Source organism: Exiguobacterium sp. UBA7533, from assembly GCF_002479335.1.
Classification (GTDB): Bacteria; Bacillota; Bacilli; order Exiguobacteriales; family Exiguobacteriaceae; genus Exiguobacterium_A.
Genome location: NZ_DLMP01000002.1, coordinates 257,736 through 279,806 on the forward strand (window position 1 = coordinate 257,736; position 22,071 = coordinate 279,806).

Consider the following 22,071-nt stretch of genomic DNA (forward strand, 5'->3'; position numbering starts at 1 on the left):
CGAAGTGAATTAGTTTCAAAAAAAATAAAAAACCGTCAGCTAAAATAGCTAACGGTTAGAATTTACATGTAGACGATGACAGCAAGAACAGCTGCTAAGACAAGACGGTAGATCGCGAACGGGACAAGTTTGATCTTGTTGATCAGCTTCAAGAAGAAGCGAATCGATAAGAGGGCAAACACGAACGAAGCGATAAATCCGACGGCATAGAAACCGAAATCACTCGCATGAATGTTATCCCAGTTCTTAACGAGTGAAAGGAAACTGGCACCGAACATGATCGGTACGGCCATGATGAACGTGAAGTCAGCTGCCGTCCGGTGATTCATGCCGAGGAAGACCCCTCCTGAAATCGTTGAACCAGAACGGGAGAAGCCAGGCCAAAGGGAAATACATTGGAACAGACCGACGAATGCTGCTTGGCGATATGTAATCTGATCAAGCGATGTCGTTTTCGGTTCCTTTGGTCCGAGTTTGTCGGCTGCAATCATCAAGAGGGCACCGACCGCAAGACCGATGATGACTGTTTCAATCGAGAAGAGATTCTCATCGATGAAGTCCTCGAATAACAATCCGAGAACAGCTGCTGGTAGAAGACCAATCAAGACGTGACGTAGCTTTAACTTGTGTGTTCCTGATGCGTCGTGCTCTCCTTCGATCTTATATAAACCGATCAAGCTGAAGAGGCGTTTCCAAAAGACGACGATGACAGCTAGAATCGATCCGAGCTGGATGACGACCTTAAAGGTGTTCGCCGAATACTTACCAAGAAATTCTGTTGTTTGTAACCACATGTCATCCACGATGATCATATGACCAGTCGAGGAGACAGGTGCGAATTCCGTCATCCCTTCGACGAAACCGAGTAAAAGAGCTTTCAAGAGTTCAATGATGTGCATGGTAATCTCCTTCTATAATGATGTGCTATGTAAAAACATATCATGTTTTATTCTTGTGAGATAGAACCAATCGGAATATCGGGCGCAAGACCGAGGAAAGTACGGATTGATAACGGAAGGAAAAAGGCGTACGATGACTGTATAATCAAACAAATATTTGAATGAGGTGAGAGAATGCGTGAAGCGACTGAACCGATCCGGATTTCAGGAATTGATTGTGCGAACTGTGCAGCGAAAGTAGAGCGTGGCGTGGCAAACGTAACAGGAGTCAAGGAAGCGACGTTGGATTTCGCAGGGCAACGTCTCTATATCACATACGCATCCCCAGATATCCAAGAACAGACGTATCGTCACGTTGTTCAGCGTGTTCACGAACTAGAACCAGATGCTCTCCTGCAACGCGAGCAGGATACACGAGACACGACTGAAATGGTATTTTGGACAAGGTCAAAGAAACTTCAAACACTCATAGGTCTGACTTCTTTCGGAATAGCATTCCTTGTTCCCGAGTCCATACAAATATGGTTGTATCTTACGGCGTATGTATTCATCGGGAATGAAGTATTACGTAATGCACTTCGGTCGACACGACGCGGACAGTTGTTTGACGAGAATTTTTTGATGATGCTCGCGACGATCGGGGCATTCGTCATTGGGGAGTATACAGAAGCGGTGGCAGTCATGTTGTTTTATCAAATCGGTGAATATTTTCAGCATAGGGCTGTCAATCAATCACGACGCTCGATTTCAGCATTGATGGATATTAGACCACAGCAAGCCGTGCTTGAGGATGGGCGACGTGTGCGACCGGAAGATGTCATTCCAGGACAGCGAATCATCGTCCGTGCTGGGGAACGGATTCCACTTGATGGAACGATCAAGCAAGGTACTGCCTTTCTGGATACGGCAGCATTGACAGGAGAATCGGTTCCTCGGCGTGTTCATGAAACGGATCATGTGCTAGCCGGTACGATCAGCACGGACGGACAGTTAGTGATTGAAGTAGATCGGTCGTATACGGACTCGGCGGTCGCGAAAATCATTTCACTGGTAGAACAAGCCTCTCGTCATAAAGCACCGACGGAAAAGTTCATCACACGATTTGCGCGAGTTTATACGCCGGCTGTTGTCGTGATTGCGCTAATTTTAGCGGTTCTGCCGCCTCTCTTACTGAATGCTTCCTTTAGCGAGTGGACGTACCGGGCGCTTGTCTTTCTCGTCATCAGTTGTCCTTGTGCGCTCATGCTTTCCATCCCGCTCGGCTTTTTTAGTGGAATCGGTGCTGCTTCAAAGCGAGGCATACTCGTCAAAGGCGGAAATCATCTAGAATCGTTGCAACGAATCGATACCCTCGTCTTGGATAAAACAGGTACGTTGACGAAAGGGAATTTTGAAGTCGTCGCTATTCAAGCACATACGATGACGAAACAAGAGTTACTACAAGTAGCAGCTCGGGTGGAACGGCAATCGAATCATCCGATCGCGACTTCAATCGTCCGGGCGGTTGATGGCTTACCATCTAAAGATGGTGGCATTCACTTATCAGAAATAGCAGGGAAAGGCGTCAGTGGGGAGTACGATGGTCGACTGCTGCGTGCAGGAAATGCCGAGTGGTTAAAGGAACTGGGCTTTACACCTGATAAAGAAACCGAAACCGGTACCTATGTTCACATTACTCAGGACCAAGACTATCTGGGATGGATTCGAATTGCAGATCAACTGAAGACGACGACGATGGAAGCGATCATCCAATTGAAAAAGCGAGGCATCCGTCGAATCGTCATGCTGACAGGCGATCGGAAACAGACGGCAGAAGCAATCGGAAAACAGTTGGATCTCGATCACGTCATTGCGAACTTGTTGCCGCATCAAAAAGTCGAAGCGCTGGAAGAACTGATGAAGACAGCAAAAGGAAAAACAGCGTTCGTAGGGGATGGAATAAACGATGCCCCTGTCCTGACACGGGCGGATGTCGGAATCGCCATGGGCGGACTCGGGAGTGATGTGGCGATTGAAGCAGCGGATGTCGTTTTGATGACCGATGAGCCGAAACAGCTTGCCGATGCGATGGATGTTGCCAGAACGACGCGAAAGATCGTCTATCAAAACATCTATTTTGCCCTTGGAATCAAAGCAATCTTTTTGTTACTTGGAGCCTTTGGAATCGCAACGATGTGGGAAGCCGTCTTTGCTGATGTCGGTGTGACAGTGTTAGCGGTCCTGAATGCGACGCGTCTATTAAAGATACGTGCATGAACAAATATGCGATCATTTCCTCTTTTGAGGAGATGATCGCATATTTTTAGATTACCCGAGTGCGACATCGAGAATCATCATGACCGTAAAACCGACCATCAAACCAAGCGTTGCTAAATCGGATCCGTTCTCTGCTTGTGACTCCGGAATCAATTCTTCGACGACGACGAAAATCATCGCTCCGGCAGCAAACGATAACGCATACGGTAGAAGCGGTTGAACGAAGAAGACAGCCGCCGCACCGACCATCGCAGCAATCGGTTCGACGATTGCTGACAATTGACCGTAATGAAAGGCGCGCCGGCGCGACATCCCTTCACCGCGTAACGGAATCGATAACGCAGCACCTTCGGGCATGTTTTGAATGCCAATCCCGAGTGCGAGTGTCAAAGCCCCGGCGACGGTCGCTCCGTCCATATTCAAGGCAGCGGCACCAAAAGCGACACCGATCGCAAGACCTTCCGGAATGTTATGCAACGTGATCGCAAGAAACAGCAACGTCGTTTTCTTAAGTCCTGTTGAAGGACCTTCAGCTGTTTCAAGTGGTGCGGATAAGTGCAAATGCGGTGTGACGAAGTCAAGGAGACGGACGAAAAATCCACCCACAAGGAATCCAATTGCAGCAGGAATCCACGCGATGCCACCGTCCTGCTTCGTGAATTCGATCGCTGGGGCGAGCAAAGACCAGAATGAAGCGGCGATCATGACACCGGCTGCAAAACCAAGCATCATGTTCATGACGCGTTTTTCAATCGTTGTAAAGACGAAAACGAGTGCCGCACCAAGTGCGGTTAATCCCCAAGTCATCATACCGGCAAGTAATGCTTGCACGACGACGGGGAGGGAAGTGAACCAATCCAACATGACTATTCCTTCTTTCCGGGCACGATTTGAAGCGGCGATCTGTATGAAAGCTTACCCGTTTTCGATCCGAACGATTCGTGTGAAGGAGATTTCTACTGCAACACGACCACGCAGAAAGAGAACAGAACGTTCAGGCTCTAGCCGTTCAACAAAACCGACGACCGTCACGTAGCTACTTTCCTTATAATACGTGATTTCGAGTTCGTTTCCTTCTATTAAAGCCTCTTGAAGTAAAAAGTGCCACGATTCTTGCAGTTGTTCATCGATTTCAGGCAAGTCGAGCTGATGCATTTGGACATAATACTCCCGGAGCAATTGCAAGTGCTCCGGCATGAGAAAAGGGATCCACTTTAAATTCCCTCGATCACGATACGCTGTCATGAAGATCACCTCCTGGATGACCGCCAACGAAACGAAGCCGCCGTTTGGCGACGCTCGTATCGAGAAACGAGACAGCGAGACGAATCGTTCCTTTCCCGTAGCGGAGGTTAACGATGTCCATTGCTTTTAATAACCGCCGCCGCTTCCAGAGTCGCGTATTATCCTCGAACAAGGATAACTGTAAGGTGCCTTGATCGGCAGTTAGATGTCCCACTGCGACAGATAAAAAACGAACGGGTTCCCCGTCAAGCCAATTCGGTTCGAATAATTGTAAGACATGACGCAGAATGATTCGCTCATCGGATGTCGGATAAGGCAACCGGACTTGACGCGAGAAGCCACTTCGGACGACGTTTCGAGAATAGCGGACACCGATATGAACAGTCCAACCAACTTGATTCGAAAAGCGGCAACGTGCCGCAACATCCTGCACGAGTTCGTTGAGCACATTCCGGATACGTTCGAATTGATAATAGTCCTGCATCAAGGTCACACTGTGTCCAATCGTCCGTTGAGGGGCTTTCTCGAACAAATGGCGAGGGGCAAGCAGTGTCGGTGACGCGTCAAGACCCCAAGCGTGGTGCCATAGTTCGGCGCCGATGACACCGAAGCGTTCATGTAACTCTTCGACTGGGCGCATGGCAAGGTCACCAATCGTTTCAATCCCCATCATCTGCAGATGTTGTTCCATGCGGTGTCCGACTCCCCACATCTTCCGAATCGGAAAATCATGGAGACGTCGTGCGACATCAGCGTATCCACATTGTGCGATGCCTTCTTTTTTCCCGATTAAGTCAAGCGTCAGTTTCGCGATGACGTTATTTGGACCAATCCCGATGCGGACGTGAATGCCGGTCTGCTTCAGAATCGCTTCTTGAATCTTTTTGGCAGCTTGCAGATCGGAACCAAACAGGCGATCGGTTCCAGTCATGTCAATGAAACTTTCGTCAATCGAATAGACACGAATCGCTTCAGGTGGGGCAAATTGATGCAGGACATCTAAAACACGAATCGACGTTTTCATATAAGCGAGCATGCGCGGTTCGACGAGTTGAATCGTACGACGAATGGCGTAGGGTAATTGCTCGATTTCGTACAGTCGACCGGCTGTCTTGATTCCAAGCGCTTTTAAGGCGGGAGTAGCGGCGAGAATGACAGATCCGCTTCGTTTTAAATCGGAGACGACCGCAAGACGTGTCGTTAAGGGAGGGAGATTGCGATACTGGCATTCACAGCTGGCGTAGAAGGAAACACTGTCAACACAAAAAATACGTTTATTCTGTGGTAAAACGACGGAAGGAAACATTTGAATCACTCCTTTACATAAAAGAACATATGTTCTTGTTTTGATTTTCTTTGACTATAGCATGGTCTCAAAGTGTCTCAAAATAAAAAACTGTTGAAAAAAGAGGGAATTCGAACGATTGACCCTTATGCAAGAGGAGTTTGATACACTAAAGGAGAGAAAAAGGGGGAATTTCTATGAAAGAGATCGTTATCCGTTTACCAGAATTACCGAAAACGCTTCAAGCAGAGACGTTCGATCAAGTCGAAATCGACGATCCATATCTGAAAGGAGCACGTTATGAAAAGGAGTCGATGCCTGTCGAACTGACGGAGCGTATCGATGCCTATCAAGTATGTTTTCAAAATGTCTCGTTCGCGAACCTCACCTTTGACCGCGGTTCGTTCGAAGATATTCGTTTCGAGCAATGTGACTTAACAGGATGTCACTTCCAAGAAACCCGTTTTCACCGCGTGTCTTTCGTCGGATGCCGGATGACGGGTGTTCAGTTTGAAGATTGTACGCTTGATCATCTGACGATCGAAGAAGGACTCGCAGACTATGCCCAGTTCATTCGTAGTACTGTCCGTCATCAGCATTGGAGTGAAACGACGATGAAAGAAGCACAGTTCTTCGAAGTGAAACCGACCCATTGGAAACTCGAAGCGGTCCGGCTTACTGATAGCCAATGGATTGAAACACCATTAAAAGGTCTTGATCTCCGGCAGACGGAACTCTCTGGTATCACAATCGATCCGCGATTTTTACCGGGCGCAGTCATTACGGAAGAACAAGCAGTCGCCTTCGCTCGATTATTAGGATTGGTCATTCCATGAAAAAAGTCTCTTTTCGATGAATTTCGAAAAGAGACTTTTGATTTGTTCTTAAAATGACATCGTTTCGCCATCTTCCGGAATGAGGAAATGGGCAGAGAGGTGGAAAGCAGCTAAAAAGTCAGCAATCATGTCGCGCCGCAGGAGACAGTGATTGACGGACTCGAGGTGCGAGACGATGATCGTTGCTTCCGCTGCTGCTTCGTGTACGGCAAGGAGATCACGCTGCGACATCGTGATCGGTTCTCCCGTCAGGAACTGGGCAGCCCCACTGTTGACGACGATGATATCTGGTGTATGTTGTTCAATCGCATGTGCGACCTCGTCACACCAGATCGTATCACCTGCGATATAAAGCGTCGGTTCGTCCGGATGCGTGAGGACGAGTCCGGAGACATGTCCCATTCGTTCACCGATTTCACCGACACCATGCTGTCCACCTGTTCGATGGACCTGGATATCACCGATCGTCACACCGGAATCGAAGGAAGAGACGTTCGTGAAGCCGGCTTCTCGGATTTGCCGTGCGTCTTCTTCTTGCTGCGCATAGAATGGCAAATGCTTGGGTAGAAATTGTTTTGCAGCATCATCGAAATGATCCGCGTGCAGATGCGTGACGAAGACAGCGTCAGGATCGAGCAGTGTCTTAACATCGACCGGTAAGTCGACGAGTGGATTGGCGACGGCATTCGGCGTTTGACCGAAAGGAGGTAAACTGCCTTTTTCGCCGAGAAACGGATCAATCAGTAAAACTTGATTGGCATACATGACGACAAGCGTCGCATTACGAATTTGTTGAATATCCATTAGGTTCATCCTCTCTCAATGACTCGGATTGATTATTCCCCGTCTGGCATTCAATGAATCCTATCGTAAGCGTTTCTCCATCGCCATGACGTCGACGTATTCGCCGTTCAAGCGACCTTGTTCCTTAAATGTCCCAACAATCCGGAATCCGGAACGGATGTAGAGCTTTTGTCCGATTTTATTGAACGGGAAGGTAAAGAGAATCAGCTTATGCATCTGATGATCGCGCGCATGTTGTTCGGCAGTTTCTAACAACTGTGTCCCGATCCCTTGTCCGCGATGTGTTCGAGTAATGTAGACGGAAATCTCACCAACTGTCGCATAGACAGGACGCGGGTTATACGGATCAAGAGAAATGAAGCCGAGGACACCTGTCTCATCTTCTGCGACATATCCAGCGTAGCGATGCGTACGCTCTGCATACCACTGGGTCATGAACGATAAATCTTTTCGATCCGTCTCAAGCGTTGCGATTCGGTCTTCGATGCCTTCATTATAAATGGATAGAACGGCGGGTAAATCATGTTCCGTTACAGGACGAATATGCATGTTGCTCACTCCCCAATCGCTTTTCCCTCATTATATCTGTTACGTGTCGATGTAGTGATATGTTTGTGAGATAAGAAAAAGCGCCGATTCTCCTTATATAGAAGAAATCAACGCTTTTGTCGTTCTTAAGAGACCGTGGATGTCTCGTTCTCGTAAATTGGAACCCAGCCATCCGTCGTGACGAAAATTCGAACAGCGACGACTTTCCGATCCTCTTGGAGCGTAAAGTAGTGGCGTGTATTGACAGGAACAGAAATCAAATCACCAGGATTGAGTTCGATGTTATAGTAGCCGACTTCTTCGTCTTTGATCGCGAAGACGCCGTGACCGCTTACGATGAAACGGACTTCATCATCCGTGTGATGATGTTCTTTCTGGAAGTTGACGAGCAACTCGTCAAGGTTCGGTGTCGTATCCGAAAGTGAAATGATATCAGCTGTCTGATATCCACGACGTTCTGATACGTCTTTGATTTCTGGAGCGAACGTATCGAGAATCGTTTGTTTGTCGGCATCCGTCAGTGTGAAGTTCTCGACGAGAGGTGCTGGTAGTTTTGAGACGTCCCATTGTTCGTAAAGAACGCCGCGCGATGCGAGGAAGTCAGCGACTTCCGTTTGATCCGTATACCGTGTGTTTGTTTCTTGGAATAAGACTGTTGCCATGAGATGATTCCTCCTTTTAATAGATAGATTGACGGCATGATTGCAACGTCAACGTATAGTTGAATAAAAACTCGAAGGCTTCGAGGTGTTTCTTTGCTTCAAAGGCGGTCGGTGCCCAGACCGTGATTCCGTGATTGCGAATCAGGACGGCACCGCTGTCCGCTGTGACATATGGCGCAAAAGCAGCAGCGAGTGTCGGGATGTCCGCGTGATTCGGAATGATCGGCACCGTGACCGTCGCATCTTCTTCCCAGTGACCGAGTGCCTTGATGATTTCTTGACCGGAGAAGGTGATACTTCCCTGATCGCCATATAACTCCGAAATCACATTGTTCGCAATCGTATGGACATGCAGGGAACATCCGGCGTTCGTTCGGTTGAACACTTCGACATGGAGCAATGTCTCAGCAGAAGGGCGCCCGGATTGCTCGCCGATCAATTGACCGGTCGCATCGACATGAACGAAGTCGTCAGGAGTCGTCTGCCGCTTATCTTTCCCACTTGCCGTCACAAGAAATTCAATCGGAATACCGGACGTCCGAATGGCGAGGTTACCACTCGTACCAGGGAACCAATCGCGCGCTGCAAGTTCTTGTTTGATGGCGCGTAGTTCTTCATACCGTCGCATGAATGTCATATCGTCACCTCCGATCGTGCTAAATCATGAACGATATCGTGGAACGTCTCAAAAGGTGTATAGGCGATATCATTTTCTTCACACAACGTGATCAGATAATCACGGGCATAGACACGATCCGCTTGTTTTGCGAGTTCGAAGTCCGTCACTGAGTCACCGATGACGATGATGACGTCATCGTCTTTGCATAATGTACGGGCAACGGATGTTTTACAACATCCGCATCCATTCGTGCAATGGGCATCGCAGGCGTGTGGCCAATCGATGTGGACGAATGGACCACTGAAATCGGCAATGTTACAGTAAATCTGCTCTTGCTCGAGGAACGGTGCTAAGATCGGTTCGACGAAAAAGTCCATTCCACCGCTAACAATCGAAAAATGGATTCCTTGACGACGACTGTACTGAAGCAACTCCGAAAATCCTTCGCGAATGACAGCGCGCTCCATCAAGAAATCAAGATAGTCCGCTTTACCGCCGGACGGCAGAAGCGCGAACATCTGCCCGACACCACTTTGGATCGACAACGTCCGGTCGAGCACGCCACGTTTCAACGGTTCGAAGTCATTCACTGGCGCAAATACCTCCATGAGTGCAATGATGTTATCCTGCATCGTTACGGTACCGTCGAAGTCACAAAGAATTCGTAAGGTCATGACTTGATCCCCCAAGCGTCGAGCGCGACTCGTAATTCTTCATGTCGTGACGCAGCATTCGATAGGGATTCATTTGCGAGTGCCGCATCAAGTGCTTGACGAAAAGCGATAACACCAGCCGCAGCACCTTGCGGATGACCATGTACGCCACCACCAGCGTTGATGACGGAATCGATCCCGAAGTCGCGTACGAGTTGAGCAACGAGTCCTGGGTGAATACCGGCTGAAGGGACAGGGAAAATCGCTTTCGTCTGACCGAAGCGAGTCGCTTCGACCGCGATGCCGCGGGCGACGTCCTTCGGAAGAGCGACATTGCCGTAAGGTGACGGGAATAGTGTTAAGTCTGCACCAGCAACGCGCGGTAATGTGCCAAGTAAGACAGGCGCTGCAACACCGTGGTTCGGGCTAGCAATCAATGCACCGCTGTAAGCCGGATGATTGAAAATGGGAACGTTGATCTCCGGATCACTTGCCAATTCACGTAAGACGTCGAGTCCGTATGTGAAGGTATTCAACAAGAAAGCAGTTGCTCCAGCGTCAATCAATCGTTTGGCTTGATCCTTGAGCGTAAAGACGGGACCACTAAGTGTGATCGCATACAACGCACGTTTACCGGTCCGGTGGAAATGAGCATCGATAACCTCACGTCCGATCCGTGCCCGATCAATCGTCGGTGTCAACGGATTGTCATATAAGATCTCATCGTCCTTGACGAGATCGATCCCACCAGCAAGTTGTCCTTCGAGTTGATTACGAAGGAACGATAAATCGCGTCCGATGACCCCTTTGAAGATGCTCATTAACAGTGGACGATCTTCGACACCAATCAAGGAACGAACCCCTTCGATCCCGAACTTCGCACCTGGAAAATCCGACGTGAATGTATCGGGTAGTAGCAGTTCTGTTAATTTGATTTCACCGTCGAGTGAGAGTTTCCCGAAGACGGTCGTCAAGATCGCAGAAAAGTCGCGCGATACATTGTGTTCCGGGTAACGAATCGTGATATAGCCTTTACCGTCGCGTTCTTCCGTATGTACGACTTCTCCTTTGAATGAGGCGAGTTGTTGTTGCTCAAGATGATTCAGCTCCGTCCAGGAACCAACCGTCAGACCAAGCGCGAGTTGTTCGGCGCGTTGCTCCAGTCGATCGCGGGCGGTCAATTGATAAGTAGCTGTGATGTAAGCCATGTCTTTCCTCCTTCAATAAAAAAATGGTCTCTTGTCAGCGACAAGAGACCATGAATGATTCGAACGTGGACTCTTATCTGTCAGCTTAGTAGCTGCAAGAATTAGCACCGTGCCAAAAGGTCGGTTGCTGCGACATCGTAGGGCTTGTCCCTCCGTCTGCTCTTGATAAGAATTGGATGAAATTGTGAAATCTAATTGCAATTTTTACATGAGAGTCACGACTTGTCAAACTATTTTTAGAAAATTTATTTTTTTGAAAATACTCTTTCTATATATGGAGCAAAAACGATATCCGTTTCTGCTTGATTTCGATTTGACAGCAGGGAAGAGGATTGCGTAAGATTCAAATCAATATCACACACGACAACTACATACGACTCTTATCGCGAGTTGGCAGAGGGAATTGGCCCGATGACGCCGCAGCAACCGACCACTTGGCACGGTGCTACATCCAACAGACGTTTCGTCTGAGAGATAAGAGGACGCAGTGACTTTCCTGCGCCTCTTTTCGATGACGAAAAGAGGCGCTTTTTCGTGTATCACACAGGGGGAACTGAGATGACATACAAAGCATTTACAGAACAGGACGCGATCGAACGGGTCCGCTCACTAGGACTGATCGGCGACGGAGCCGTCGAAGCAGAAGAGATTGGCGACGGCAATCTCAATCTTGTCTTTCGAATTCGAGAAGGTGAACATCGATTGATTCTAAAACAAGCACTTCCGTACGCGAAAGTCGTCGGTGAAAGCTGGCCACTATCACTCGAGCGGGCGTGGATCGAGCAATCCGCACTCCGTGAATTCGCCCGGCATGCCGTGCCGTTCGTACCGCGTGTTTTTCATGCTAGTCACGACGAGGCGTATACGGTCATGGAAGATCTTTCACATCTGACAATCGTTCGAAGCGGTTTACTCGCAGGTGAACAGTATCCGTTGCTTGCGGAACATATTGGTTCTTATCTCGCTCGGACTTTATTCCATACATCGGACTTTGCGCTTGGTCCGGTTGAAAAAAAACGTGTCGCCCGAACGTACTACAATCCGGACTTGTGCGACATCACGGAAAAATTAATCTTCACGGATCCGTTCCATGACGCGGAGACGAACGAGATTGAAGCCGGGCTTGAAGAAGAGGTGGCACGTCTATGGGCGGACGATGAGTTGAAACGCGAAGTCGCAAAACTCGAAGCGCTTTTCATCACGAAAGGAGATGCGTTGCTACACGGCGATCTACATACAGGAAGCATCTTTGCTTCGGCAACGGAAACGAAAGTCATCGATCCAGAATTCGCCTTTTATGGTCCATTCGGATTTGATGTCGGACAGTTCATCGCCCACTTATTCTTTGCAGCATACCCGGATTATTCAGCACTTCGTGATGCCCGGATTCGCGACATCGATACGTTCTGGCTGACGTTCGCTTCGACGTTCCGCGCCTTATGGGAACGCGAAGCCGTCGAACCATTCCGGACATCGGGACTCGTCGACGATGTACTGAGCACGATCTTGCAGGATGCCCTTGGCTTTGCCGGTTGCGAACTGATTCGTCGGACGATCGGACTCGCACCAGTCGCTGATTTAGAAACGATTAGTTCTATGACGGAACGACTAGAACGAAAACAACATGCTTTACGTTTAGGATCGGCGTTAATCAAACGTCGGACCGAATGCCGGACATTTGATGATTTACGAAACTTCGACGTAACGGAGGAACTTAGCCGATGAGTACATTCGTTCAAAGTATTCGTTATGAAGACCGTGTCTTGACGATTCTCGATCAGACACGTCTACCGCAGGAAGAACACTATGAAGTCATTACCGATCTTGCACAAGCGGTCGAAGCGATTAAACAACTGCGCGTCCGAGGGGCGCCTGCGATCAGTTTATTTGGCGGATTCGTACTCGTTCAAGAGGCGTACCGGTTTGAAGCAGAACTGTCGATCTATAAGCAAGCCTTGCTTGAGACATCAGCGACGTTACTCGCGACACGACCGACGGCTGTTAACTTACGAAATGTCCTTGATCAATTGAATCCAATCATTCAAGACGGGACGTCGGTAGAAGAGATCCGCGAACGGCTCGAGCAGCGGACGATTGCCTTATACGATCAGGATGCGCAGACGTCACGTCAAATCGGGATTCACGCACTTGAATTGTTCCAGTCAGGTAACCGGATCCTAACGATCTGTAATGCTGGATCGATTGCGACCGCTGCTTATGGAACAGCACTTGCGCCGTTCTATATCGCAAAAGAACGCGGCATTGAATTATCTGTTTTTGCGAGTGAGACGCGACCATTACTGCAGGGAGCACGACTGACGACATGGGAGCTACAACGTGCCGGCATCGATGTCACGCTAATTACAGATAACATGGTCGCCCATACGCTGAAAGAAAAACAGATCGATGCAATCATCGTCGGGGCGGACCGGATTACACGCAACGGAGATACGGCGAATAAGATCGGAACGTTCCAACTAGCATTACTCGCTCAAGCTTTCGGTATCCCGTTTTACGTCGCAGCACCGCTCTCGACGTTTGATTTCTCACTTGTTTCCGGAGACGCGATCGAAATTGAAGAACGTGATCCGCAGGAAGTGACGACTGTCCAAGGTGTTGCGACAGCACCAGAAGGAGTTGCTGTTTTCAACCCAGCTTTTGATGTCACACCACACACATTGATCACGGGCATCATCACCGAACTTGGTATTATCACGCAACCGAATGAAGAAACGATTGAAAAATTAACGGGGCTTCAACCCCTCGGATAAGGAGACAATTCATGAAAAAATTAGCTTACGCCGTCCTAGCACCGGCCTTATTACTAGCGGCTTGTGCGAATGGAGAAGCGACGACGAAAGTCGTCAAGGATGTACCAAAAGGAGTTCAATCGGATGTCAAGATCGCCGTCATCCGTAACCTCGCATCGGACGACCATACGAAGCAATTCCTTGATGGCGCACGAAGTGAAGGAGAAGCGCTCGGCTTTAAAGTCAGCACGTTCATTTCGGAAGGTAACGATGTCAAGTTCAAGGAACTGGTCGCGCAGGCGATTCAGCAAGATTATGATGGGCTCATCATTTCGCACGGTAAGGAAGACTATGCCTATGACATGATCAAACCAGCAGTCGATAAAGGACTGAAGGTCGTGACGTTCGATACGGTCACGAAGAAAAAAGGGGCATCTTTACAAGACGTGACGGAAACGTTCCAAAACGATCATCAACTTGCGAAGCTATCACTCGATGAAGTGACGAAGGTGACGGACAAAAAGCCAGTCCGTGTCATCAAACTCTGGTTCGGACCAGGTTTTGCCCCGCTCGATCGTCGTCAGGAAATCTATAAGACGTACGAAGCAGACGGCAAAATCAAAACGCTTGAGACGGTTGGACCGACGAACTTCCAAGATGTCCAAGGGGATATCGCGACAAAGATGAATGCCATTCTCGCGAAATACCCGAAAGGAAGCGTTGATGCCGTTTGGGGAGCATGGGACGAAGTCGCAAAAGGCGCTTACAAATCGCTCAAGGATAATAAACGTCAAGAAATCCCATTGATCTCGATCGATGTCTCAAATCAGGACATCAACCTGATGCGTGAGAAAGGCAGCAACTGGGTTTCGACGAGTGCGGTGGATCCATTCCTGATTGGACAAACGGACATGCGACTACTGGCTAAGAAAATCGCCGGAGAGAAGACGCCGGATAGCTTTAATCTCGATGCGAAACTCGTTGAGCAGAAGGCATTGAAGCAGGACACAACGATGTATAATCTCGATACGATCATCAAAGGTTGGAGTACGTCGGATAAATTCAATGAGCCGTGGATGGACCGGTTGCGTGACGTCCATAAAAAACAATGACGTCTATCAATCATCACCTGGAGATGACCGGGATTTCACTTGCGTTTCCGGGAGTCCAGGCACTCAAGCAAGTCTCCTTTGAGGTGAAGTCTGGTGAAATTCATGCGCTTGTCGGTGCGAATGGTGCCGGTAAGTCGACGCTGATGAAAGTCTTATCTGGAGCGGAAACAGCGGATGAAGGAATCATCCGTCTTGACGGGAAAGAACTGTCAATTCAATCTCCGCGTGATGCAAAACGAATCGGGATCGATCTCGTCCAACAAGAGGTTGATGTGGCGCTTGTCCCGTATTTGACGGTTGCTGAGAATATCTGTCTCGATCTGTTGACGGACGGAACAATGACGGGTTTGGTATCCCAACGCCGTTACATACAGCGTGCGAAAGAAGCGTTAGCGACATTACAGGCGGATATTTCCGTCAAGACACGTGTCGAAGAATTACGTCTTGCTGAAAAGCAACTCGTATTGATTGCACGCGCCCTCGTTCAGGAACGTCGTTTTTTAATTTTGGATGAACCGACGGCACCTCTCAGTCAGGCGGAAACAAGCCATCTCTTTTCAGTCGTGCGTCGTTTAGCGGAACGGGGACTTGGGATCATTTTCATTTCCCACCGCCTACAAGAATTGTATGACATTTGCGACTCCATCTCGGTCATGCGCGACGGTCAACTCATCTCGCGACATCTTTTGACAGACATCACGAAGGAAGCTGTCGTTGAGCAGATGCTCGGGCGTAAGCTTACGTCTGTCGCGAAAACGTCACGGATCAATGCGACGAACGTACTGACGGTCGAGAGTGCCACGAATGCGGACGTCCGCGACATCTCCTTGACGGTTCAAGCAGGGGAAGTCGTTGGTATCGCGGGTCTTGTCGGTGCCGGTAAAACGGAATTATGCAAAGCATTATTCGGTGATCGCCCGTTTCAGGAAGGGGAGGTTCGTATAGGTGGAAAAGCCCATCGCCTTTGCAATCCACAAGCTGCGATTCAAGCGGGAATCGGTCTCGTTCCGGAAGAACGGCGAAAAGAAGGAATTCTTGTTGCCGATTCTGTCGCAGAAAACCTGACAGCAGCGGCAGCTCATGATTTCGTCAACCGCTGGGGACTGATGGATCGTCGTAAAGAAGTCGAACAGGCATCGAAATGGGTCAAGGAGCTGGGCATCAAAGTGGCAGACGTGAAACAGGAAGTAGGTCAACTATCCGGTGGGAATCAACAAAAAGTCGCCATCGGAAAATGGTTACTGACCAATGTTTCTGTCCTCGTCTTAGATGAACCGACGAAAGGTGTCGATGTCGGAGCTAAACAAGATATCTATCGTCTGATTGACGAACTCGCGCAACAACAAAAAGGGATCCTTTACGCGACGAGTGAATGGGATGAACTTTTGACCGTCACGGACCGAATCTACGTCATGTTCGATGGACGGATTGTCCATGAAACGAAGACGGCGGATACATCAGAAGAAACCTTGTTGTGGTATGCGACAGGAGGAGGGCAACGATGAATGAGGTAGTATCAAAACAAACGAATCGGGGGAAAGGTTTACGTCCGGTCCTTGGATTCTTGAACGACTGGGGGATCGTCCTCGCGATCCTTGCCCTCGTCCTGTTTTTTGCGACGACGGCTCCAACATTCCTACAAGGGACGAATTTGATCAATATTTTACGAAGTATCTCCATCGTGACGATCATCGCGATCGGCTTGACCGTTTCTTTGACGGTCAATGGATTTGATTTATCGGTCGGGTCGACCGCGACGCTTGCGAGTTCTTTCGTCGTCTCGTTCTTCGTCTGGTACAGTCTACCGCTCGGTGTCTCGATTGGTTTAGCACTTCTCTTATCTCTTAGCGTTGCTCTGGTGAACATCTTACTCATCGTCTGGTTTAAGATTCCGGATTTGTTTGCGACGCTTGCGACGATGTTCATCGTCGAAGGTGCCGCGATGACGTATACCGGTGGTGGTTCAATCAGTGCCGGAATGCCGCGCTTAGACGGTACACCAACAGTCGGCACAATTCCGGAGGCGTTCGCGAAAATCAGCCAGGCGCCTTGGATCATCGTCATCATGCTCGTCGTCGTCGCTATGACACATGTCTTTTTAAGTCATACGCGACACGGTCGTTTTCTCTATATCATCGGTGGGAATCCGGAAGCCGCACGACTGACGGGAATTCGTGTCAACCGCTACCGGGCACTCGCATATCTGATTGCTGGGTTACTTGCTGCAATCGGTGGGATTTTGCTTGCGTCACAAGTCGGATCGTCGCAAATCAACGCCGGGTCCGGTTACTTGATGCCAGCGGTCGCAGCTGCCTTTATCGGCTCGTCGTTCGCAGGGCAAGGAAAACCGAATGCCCTGGGCACACTCGTCGGGGCTTGTCTCGTCGGGATTCTTGAAAATGGTCTTGTCATGTTGTCTGTTCCATACTATTCGTTGAATATCATCAAAGGGCTGGTCCTTGCGGTCGCACTCGCGACGACCTATGCGCGGTATCGGAAAAAATAATTAAAATTCGACGTTTCATTTATAACATATTCGGTAATATTCAATATATGAAAGGATGGTGATGCACATGAATGATTACCAATGTAGAGGGAACGATCGCATGTCGCTTCTGAAAGAAGAGGATCACCGGACTTGACGAACGTTGTCCATTGACACGGATGTATTCGTGTTTTACGTGCAACTGCACGGTTCAAGAACGGATCACGGCATGTGTTCGTTCCTGAAACAAATAAGGGGAAACGCTACGGCGTTCCCCCTTTTTCACGTGCTTGAAACTGCTCGTATTTCTTTAAAAGTATAGCGGAATATGAGATGATATAAAAAGTCAGAAAATTCAACTACTATGAGAGCAAGGGGCCTGACAATGCGAACATACACTAAGGAGATTCAAGCGATTATCGACAACGTAGAGAAAGTCATCATCGGTAAGGAAGATGTCATCACACAATCATTGGCAGCATTACTAGCGGGCGGTCACGTTCTATTAGAAGACGTACCGGGAGTCGGGAAGACGATGCTCGTCCGTGCGTTCAGCCGATCGATCGGGTTGACCTTCAAACGTGTTCAGTTCACGCCAGACCTACTTCCGTCAGATTTGACGGGTGTATCGATGTATAATCAGAAAACAAGCCAGTTCGAATATAGACCGGGTCCTTTAATGGGAAACATCGTCTTAGCCGATGAGATCAACCGAACATCACCAAAAACTCAATCTGCCTTACTCGAGGGAATGGCGGAAGCGAACGTCACCGTCGATGGTGAGATTCATACGCTTCCGAATCCCTTTTTCGTCATGGCGACACAAAACCCGATTGAACATGAAGGAACGTATCCGTTACCAGAAGCACAACTCGACCGTTTTCTCGTCAAAGTCAAAATGGGTTATCCTGATTTCCAGCAAGAAATGAAGTTGCTCACGCGTTTTGAACGGGATGAACCAATCGAAACACTCGAAGCTGTAATTGGTCGCGAGCAATTGCTCCAGATGAAAGAAGACGTCAAGAACGTCCATGTCTCACAGCCTGTCAAAAAATATATCGTCCATCTCGTTCAAGCGACACGGACGAATGGGTCACTCTACCTCGGCGCGAGTCCTCGTTCTTCGATCGCCTTGATGAAGGTCGCGCAAGCGTGGGCGTACATGGAAGGACGCAGTTTCGTTTTGCCGGATGATGTTAAACATCTCTTGATTCCAGTCCTGTCACACCGCCTGATTTTGACAGCGGATGCGCGTTATCACGGTCAATCGTCGGAACGGATTTTAGAACAGATCAAAAAAGAGGTTGCTGTACCGATCCAACAAGACGTGGAGTCCCTATGACGAAGTGGCAAATTGGTTGGCGTTACGCTGTATTACTTTTGACGACGGCAGCCTTATGGGCATATGCGCGCGTTGATGGCGGAAATGTCGCTTCCTTGCTGTTTTACGTCATGGCTGGTCTGACCGTCTACTGGACGCTCTTCCTCGTTTGGCCCGTCACGCAGGCACTTGCGACGCGCGAAGTATCGAACAAGATGCTCGTTGCTGGAACCGATATCCCGGTTTCCTTACGGGTTCGTCGACGTTTTCCGTTTCTCGTCGGAGCCGTCGAAGTGACGGAGGTGATTCCGAACGAACTCAGTGAAGAAAAACTCGATATCAGCCGTCCACTCCGAGCCCATTACCGGAAGACGGAGCAAATCGATTACACGATACCATCGATTCGTCGAGGGGTGTATCAGATTCCAGGCTGTATCGTCGAAATCACGGATCCATTCGGGTTATTCAAGCGGAAGCGGATGTTTCCGGTCGAGACGTATCTTGCGATTGAACCAGCGCGCCTTGCCGTTCAGCTTCCCCATGAGGAAGACCGTGGCGATGGGGGGATCTCACCGGTGTCACTTGATCTTCGCCAGTCGTCCTTTACCGTCGTCGGGGTCCGGGAATACGTCAGTGGGGATCGGATGAATCAGATTGACTGGAAAGCGACAGCGAAACGCCAAGGGTTGATGACGAAGACGTTCGAACGAGAGCAAGAACGGGAGACGACGATCGTTTTTGATGAGGGAACGGAGGCGGGTGAAGCCTTCGAACGTATCATCTCGATGCTCGCAGAAACGACGGATCAGTTGAACAAGCGACGACTGAGCTACCGGATCCATCTCGTCGGGCATGCTGTTCAATCATTGTCATTACCACTTGAAGGAGCGAAACTGACGCATTACCTGATGACGGCGCAACCGAGTCGGACGCGGACGTTCATCGAGTCATGGGAGTACTCGTCTAAGGCGCTTCGATTGAGCGGGAATGTCCTCTTTATCACACCGGATCTTGAATCAAACAATGAACTATGGATTTCGAAGATTAATCAAGAAGCCACCGTTCATGTCTATACACCAGAACGGAGGGGAGTGCGATGATACGACGATTAATCTGGAACGCCATCGCAGCAGCCCTTTTGACTTGTTTCATGCCACCACTTCTCGAACTGACGACATTCGAGCATCTTTGGTCCTTCTTACCGATGCTGTTCCTGCCTTTACTGTTATCGCATCTCGCTCGACGTTACTTCTTACTTGGCAGTCTCGCGGGGCTACTATTGTCGTTCTACTTGATTTTGACACCGGGTTCTGCACCGTGGGGAATTTTTACGGAAATCAGCTCGGATATTCGAAGTGTCATCAATGGTGAATTACCGGGACGACCAGCCTTTGCGCTGTCGATTGGTTTGATCAGTTTCTTGATCGCTTATCTCGCGCGCCGGACGTTCCCGAATCGTGGGTTCGTCTTCGGACTTGCCTTCGGAGTCATCGGGTTCATCGCCTATTGCGATACCTGGACGGATTACTCGGGAGAGACGTTCATTCTTTATCCGATCATCTTGTCTTTGGTATTGCTGTATGCGACGGAGGTCAATGAACGACCGCGTGCTTCCTACGTACGCCCACTAAGTGCATTATTCATCATGGGAGCTGTCATCGTCGCTGCTGTCCAAAGTCCTGTCATCAATGCGACATGGCAAGACAGTTGGTACGATTTGACGTCGGGTCTTGAAGGGGAAGGAGAGCCGACAAATGCGATTCAGAAGGTCGGATACGGTAACAACGATGAGCAACTTGGAGGACCATTCCAGATGGACGACCGAGAAGTCTTCCAAGTCGAAAGTGAAGGAAACCGCTACTGGCGCGTTGAAACAAAAGATATTTATACCGGAAAAGGTTGGATCTTGTCGGAGTCAAACCCTGAAATCGATGGACGTGGTTTTTTCTCGACCTTCGGTACAGAGGTCAAGACCCGCGAAGAGACAGCAACATTTGAAATGGCGCGTGAATTACCATTCGTGCCATATAATGGTGACAATGTACGGGTCGAAGTGAATCAACAACGACAAAATGTGTTGGTTGACCCCGAGAATCAAAAAATTTCGTATCTCGACGAGGCGGATCGTCAACGGAACTATCGAATCGACTATTCGTACCCACTCTTTACGGAAGAACAGCTCCAGACAGATGAACCCGTCAATTTATCGGAGAATCAAACGGAGCGGTATCTCCAACTGCCGGAAGGTTTACCGCAACGAGTTCGTGATTTAGCGGAACAAATCGTCGAGGGTGAGGAGACACCATGGGACAAAGCACGGGCGATTGAAAATTATTTCGAAGAAGAAAACTTTGAATACAATACAGAAGATGTTGCTGTACCGAAAGAAAATCAGGATTACGTCGATCAGTTCCTGTTCGAGACGAAACTCGGATACTGTGATAACTTCTCGACATCAGCCACTGTATTACTTCGGGCAGCTGGGTTACCCGCACGCTGGGTGAAAGGATTCACGGGGGGCGAATCCGACGTCATCGGAGCTGCCGTGACGAGTTATACAGTACGCAATAAAAATGCCCATTCGTGGGTCGAAGTTTACATTGAAGGACCAGGCTGGGTACCGCTTGAACCGACAGTCAGTTTCGATGGAGCAGGACAATACACGATCGATCGGGAAACGAATAACGAGACGGAACAAGCAAACCCGCAACGTGAGACAGAAGATAATACGGAGACAACGACGCCAAATCGTCCTCAAGAAAATCTTCTCGATGAAGAACAGACGACTAGCGCCGGACAGACGGAGCAGAAGTCAATTCCATTTTGGCCAATCTTCCTGACGGCACTTGCTCTCTTGTTCCTCTACTTGTTCAGAAAACCGATTATTCGGACGCTTGCGATTCTCTTCTTCTGGAGACAGATTGAACGACCGGAAGGATTCCGACGGATGTATCGGTATCTCTTGCGGCGTCTTGATAAAAAAGGATTCCATTATCAAGATGGTCGGACGCTTGCGGAACTTGCTCACGAAGTCGATGGGTACTACGAGACGTACGCGATGCGACCGTTGACGGATGCTTACGAGCGGATGGTTTATGGTGGAGAATCATTATCGGCTGATAAAAAACGTGAATATTTCGAAAATATCATTCGTCATGTAGAGGGTTGATATTTACGAAACGATACAGGTACAATGGGAACAACGTAAATCACACACATGCAATCTCCTTTGTATATACTCGCGAATATGGCGCGAGAGTCTCTACCGGGTCACCTTAAACGACCTGACTATGAAGGAGCAGACCCTTCGTATACATTTTTTTGTGAAGCGGCCTGCTCTTTTTCCATTTTATCCATGGGCGAAGAGCGGGCTTTTTTCATAGGGTA

The 22,071-nt window shown here is 49.0% G+C and carries 20 protein-coding genes and 3 riboswitches; of the genes, 10 read left to right on the forward strand and 10 right to left on the reverse strand.

Annotation, left to right across the window (positions count from 1 at the left end):
- Window positions 1–62: 62 nt before the first annotated feature.
- The gene (locus B2U10_RS05415) at window positions 63–899 is read right to left on the reverse strand and encodes an undecaprenyl-diphosphate phosphatase (RefSeq protein WP_290786192.1); all 837 of its coding nucleotides are present in this window, start codon (window positions 897–899) and stop codon (window positions 63–65) included.
- Window positions 900–1,073: 174 nt separating this feature from the next.
- On the opposite strand from B2U10_RS05415, the gene B2U10_RS05420 reads away from it, so the two are divergent.
- Window positions 1,074–3,155: a heavy metal translocating P-type ATPase gene (locus B2U10_RS05420; RefSeq protein ID WP_290786195.1), complete on the forward strand. Its 2,082-nt coding sequence runs from the start codon at window positions 1,074–1,076 to the stop codon at window positions 3,153–3,155.
- A 51-nt stretch (window positions 3,156–3,206) separates the two neighbouring features.
- On the opposite strand, the gene B2U10_RS05425 is transcribed toward B2U10_RS05420, so the two are convergent.
- The 3 genes from B2U10_RS05425 to B2U10_RS05435 are packed head-to-tail and all read right to left on the reverse strand — an operon-like array spanning window position 3,207 to window position 5,706.
- Window positions 3,207–4,019: a ZIP family metal transporter gene (locus B2U10_RS05425; RefSeq protein ID WP_290786197.1), complete on the reverse strand. Its 813-nt coding sequence runs from the start codon at window positions 4,017–4,019 to the stop codon at window positions 3,207–3,209.
- A 51-nt stretch (window positions 4,020–4,070) separates the two neighbouring features.
- Window positions 4,071–4,400 (reverse strand): YolD-like family protein, encoded by a 330-nt coding sequence (locus B2U10_RS05430; RefSeq protein ID WP_056063735.1) that lies wholly within the window; start codon window positions 4,398–4,400, stop codon window positions 4,071–4,073.
- Window positions 4,384–5,706, reverse strand: coding sequence for a DNA polymerase thumb domain-containing protein (locus B2U10_RS05435; RefSeq protein WP_290786199.1), 1,323 nt, complete (start codon window positions 5,704–5,706; stop codon window positions 4,384–4,386). The genes B2U10_RS05430 and B2U10_RS05435 overlap by 17 nt, the downstream gene beginning before the upstream one ends.
- 176 nt (window positions 5,707–5,882) lie before the next feature.
- Between B2U10_RS05435 and B2U10_RS05440 the strand changes: the two genes are divergently transcribed.
- Window positions 5,883–6,521 (forward strand): pentapeptide repeat-containing protein, encoded by a 639-nt coding sequence (locus B2U10_RS05440; RefSeq protein ID WP_035410976.1) that lies wholly within the window; start codon window positions 5,883–5,885, stop codon window positions 6,519–6,521.
- A gap of 48 nt (window positions 6,522–6,569) precedes the next feature.
- Here B2U10_RS05440 and B2U10_RS05445 read toward each other — a convergent pair whose 3' ends face one another.
- From B2U10_RS05445 to B2U10_RS05470, 6 genes are all read right to left on the reverse strand, one after another.
- Window positions 6,570–7,325 carry an MBL fold metallo-hydrolase gene (locus B2U10_RS05445; RefSeq protein ID WP_290786201.1) on the reverse strand — a complete coding sequence of 252 codons (756 nt, stop codon included), beginning with the start codon at window positions 7,323–7,325 and terminating at the stop codon, window positions 6,570–6,572.
- A gap of 60 nt (window positions 7,326–7,385) precedes the next feature.
- Window positions 7,386–7,874, reverse strand: a complete 489-nt coding sequence (locus B2U10_RS05450) for an arsinothricin resistance N-acetyltransferase ArsN1 family A (RefSeq protein WP_056063724.1) — start codon at window positions 7,872–7,874, stop codon at window positions 7,386–7,388.
- Window positions 7,875–7,999: 125 nt separating this feature from the next.
- Window positions 8,000–8,536, reverse strand: coding sequence for a 1,2-dihydroxy-3-keto-5-methylthiopentene dioxygenase (locus B2U10_RS05455; protein ID WP_035410968.1), 537 nt, complete (start codon window positions 8,534–8,536; stop codon window positions 8,000–8,002).
- 16 nt (window positions 8,537–8,552) lie between these two features.
- Window positions 8,553–9,173 carry a methylthioribulose 1-phosphate dehydratase gene (locus B2U10_RS05460; RefSeq protein ID WP_290747921.1) on the reverse strand — a complete coding sequence of 207 codons (621 nt, stop codon included), beginning with the start codon at window positions 9,171–9,173 and terminating at the stop codon, window positions 8,553–8,555.
- Complete coding sequence (locus tag B2U10_RS05465; protein ID WP_290786204.1) at window positions 9,170–9,829, reverse strand: 2-hydroxy-3-keto-5-methylthiopentenyl-1-phosphate phosphatase; 660 nt, start codon at window positions 9,827–9,829, stop codon at window positions 9,170–9,172. Before B2U10_RS05465 ends, B2U10_RS05460 begins: the two co-directional genes overlap by 4 nt.
- On the reverse strand, window positions 9,826–11,016 hold the full coding sequence (locus B2U10_RS05470; protein ID WP_290786207.1) for a 2,3-diketo-5-methylthiopentyl-1-phosphate enolase: 1,191 nt from the start codon (window positions 11,014–11,016) through the stop codon (window positions 9,826–9,828). Before B2U10_RS05470 ends, B2U10_RS05465 begins: the two co-directional genes overlap by 4 nt.
- Window positions 11,017–11,086: 70 nt before the next feature.
- Window positions 11,087–11,188: riboswitch (SAM riboswitch) on the reverse strand.
- Window positions 11,189–11,393: 205 nt separating this feature from the next.
- Window positions 11,394–11,497: riboswitch (SAM riboswitch) on the forward strand.
- A 77-nt stretch (window positions 11,498–11,574) separates the two neighbouring features.
- Here B2U10_RS05470 and mtnK point away from each other — a divergent pair.
- From mtnK to B2U10_RS05510, 8 genes are all read left to right on the forward strand, one after another.
- Window positions 11,575–12,741 (forward strand): S-methyl-5-thioribose kinase, encoded by a 1,167-nt coding sequence (mtnK, locus tag B2U10_RS05475; protein ID WP_056063714.1) that lies wholly within the window; start codon window positions 11,575–11,577, stop codon window positions 12,739–12,741.
- Window positions 12,738–13,787 (forward strand): S-methyl-5-thioribose-1-phosphate isomerase, encoded by a 1,050-nt coding sequence (gene mtnA / locus B2U10_RS05480; protein ID WP_290786210.1) that lies wholly within the window; start codon window positions 12,738–12,740, stop codon window positions 13,785–13,787. Before mtnK ends, mtnA begins: the two co-directional genes overlap by 4 nt.
- 11 nt (window positions 13,788–13,798) lie before the next feature.
- Window positions 13,799–14,878, forward strand: a complete 1,080-nt coding sequence (locus B2U10_RS05485; protein WP_290786213.1) for a sugar ABC transporter substrate-binding protein — start codon at window positions 13,799–13,801, stop codon at window positions 14,876–14,878.
- Window positions 14,875–16,383: a sugar ABC transporter ATP-binding protein gene (locus B2U10_RS05490; RefSeq protein ID WP_290786216.1), complete on the forward strand. Its 1,509-nt coding sequence runs from the start codon at window positions 14,875–14,877 to the stop codon at window positions 16,381–16,383. The genes B2U10_RS05485 and B2U10_RS05490 overlap by 4 nt, the downstream gene beginning before the upstream one ends.
- Window positions 16,380–17,384 (forward strand): ABC transporter permease, encoded by a 1,005-nt coding sequence (locus B2U10_RS05495; RefSeq protein WP_290786219.1) that lies wholly within the window; start codon window positions 16,380–16,382, stop codon window positions 17,382–17,384. The genes B2U10_RS05490 and B2U10_RS05495 overlap by 4 nt, the downstream gene beginning before the upstream one ends.
- A 364-nt stretch (window positions 17,385–17,748) precedes the next feature.
- A complete protein-coding gene (locus B2U10_RS05500; protein ID WP_035410946.1) occupies window positions 17,749–18,705 on the forward strand; it encodes an AAA family ATPase in 957 nt (318 codons plus the stop codon).
- Entirely contained in the window at window positions 18,702–19,784 is a 1,083-nt protein-coding gene (locus B2U10_RS05505) for a DUF58 domain-containing protein (RefSeq protein WP_290786222.1), read from the forward strand. Before B2U10_RS05500 ends, B2U10_RS05505 begins: the two co-directional genes overlap by 4 nt.
- The gene (locus B2U10_RS05510; protein ID WP_290786225.1) at window positions 19,781–21,853 is read left to right on the forward strand and encodes a transglutaminaseTgpA domain-containing protein; all 2,073 of its coding nucleotides are present in this window, start codon (window positions 19,781–19,783) and stop codon (window positions 21,851–21,853) included. The genes B2U10_RS05505 and B2U10_RS05510 overlap by 4 nt, the downstream gene beginning before the upstream one ends.
- Window positions 21,854–21,893: 40 nt before the next feature.
- A riboswitch (purine riboswitch) is annotated at window positions 21,894–21,995 on the forward strand.
- Window positions 21,996–22,071 lie beyond the last annotated feature (76 nt).

Coding starts and splice junctions, on each gene's coding strand:
- B2U10_RS05435 (WP_290786199.1), bottom strand. CDS start 5,706: ATGTTTCCTTCCGTCGTTTTACCACAGAATAAACGTATTTTTTGTGTT.
- B2U10_RS05425 (WP_290786197.1), bottom strand. CDS start 4,019: ATGTTGGATTGGTTCACTTCCCTCCCCGTCGTCGTGCAAGCATTACTT.
- B2U10_RS05465 (WP_290786204.1), bottom strand. CDS start 9,829: ATGACCTTACGAATTCTTTGTGACTTCGACGGTACCGTAACGATGCAG.
- B2U10_RS05455 (WP_035410968.1), bottom strand. CDS start 8,536: ATGGCAACAGTCTTATTCCAAGAAACAAACACACGGTATACGGATCAA.
- B2U10_RS05430 (WP_056063735.1), bottom strand. CDS start 4,400: ATGACAGCGTATCGTGATCGAGGGAATTTAAAGTGGATCCCTTTTCTC.
- mtnK (WP_056063714.1), top strand. CDS start 11,575: ATGACATACAAAGCATTTACAGAACAGGACGCGATCGAACGGGTCCGC.
- B2U10_RS05415 (WP_290786192.1), bottom strand. CDS start 899: ATGCACATCATTGAACTCTTGAAAGCTCTTTTACTCGGTTTCGTCGAA.
- B2U10_RS05445 (WP_290786201.1), bottom strand. CDS start 7,325: ATGGATATTCAACAAATTCGTAATGCGACGCTTGTCGTCATGTATGCC.
- B2U10_RS05510 (WP_290786225.1), top strand. CDS start 19,781: ATGATACGACGATTAATCTGGAACGCCATCGCAGCAGCCCTTTTGACT.
- B2U10_RS05495 (WP_290786219.1), top strand. CDS start 16,380: ATGAATGAGGTAGTATCAAAACAAACGAATCGGGGGAAAGGTTTACGT.
- B2U10_RS05460 (WP_290747921.1), bottom strand. CDS start 9,173: ATGACATTCATGCGACGGTATGAAGAACTACGCGCCATCAAACAAGAA.
- B2U10_RS05505 (WP_290786222.1), top strand. CDS start 18,702: ATGACGAAGTGGCAAATTGGTTGGCGTTACGCTGTATTACTTTTGACG.
- mtnA (WP_290786210.1), top strand. CDS start 12,738: ATGAGTACATTCGTTCAAAGTATTCGTTATGAAGACCGTGTCTTGACG.
- B2U10_RS05470 (WP_290786207.1), bottom strand. CDS start 11,016: ATGGCTTACATCACAGCTACTTATCAATTGACCGCCCGCGATCGACTG.
- B2U10_RS05440 (WP_035410976.1), top strand. CDS start 5,883: ATGAAAGAGATCGTTATCCGTTTACCAGAATTACCGAAAACGCTTCAA.
- B2U10_RS05490 (WP_290786216.1), top strand. CDS start 14,875: ATGACGTCTATCAATCATCACCTGGAGATGACCGGGATTTCACTTGCG.
- B2U10_RS05500 (WP_035410946.1), top strand. CDS start 17,749: ATGCGAACATACACTAAGGAGATTCAAGCGATTATCGACAACGTAGAG.
- B2U10_RS05420 (WP_290786195.1), top strand. CDS start 1,074: ATGCGTGAAGCGACTGAACCGATCCGGATTTCAGGAATTGATTGTGCG.
- B2U10_RS05485 (WP_290786213.1), top strand. CDS start 13,799: ATGAAAAAATTAGCTTACGCCGTCCTAGCACCGGCCTTATTACTAGCG.
- B2U10_RS05450 (WP_056063724.1), bottom strand. CDS start 7,874: ATGCATATTCGTCCTGTAACGGAACATGATTTACCCGCCGTTCTATCC.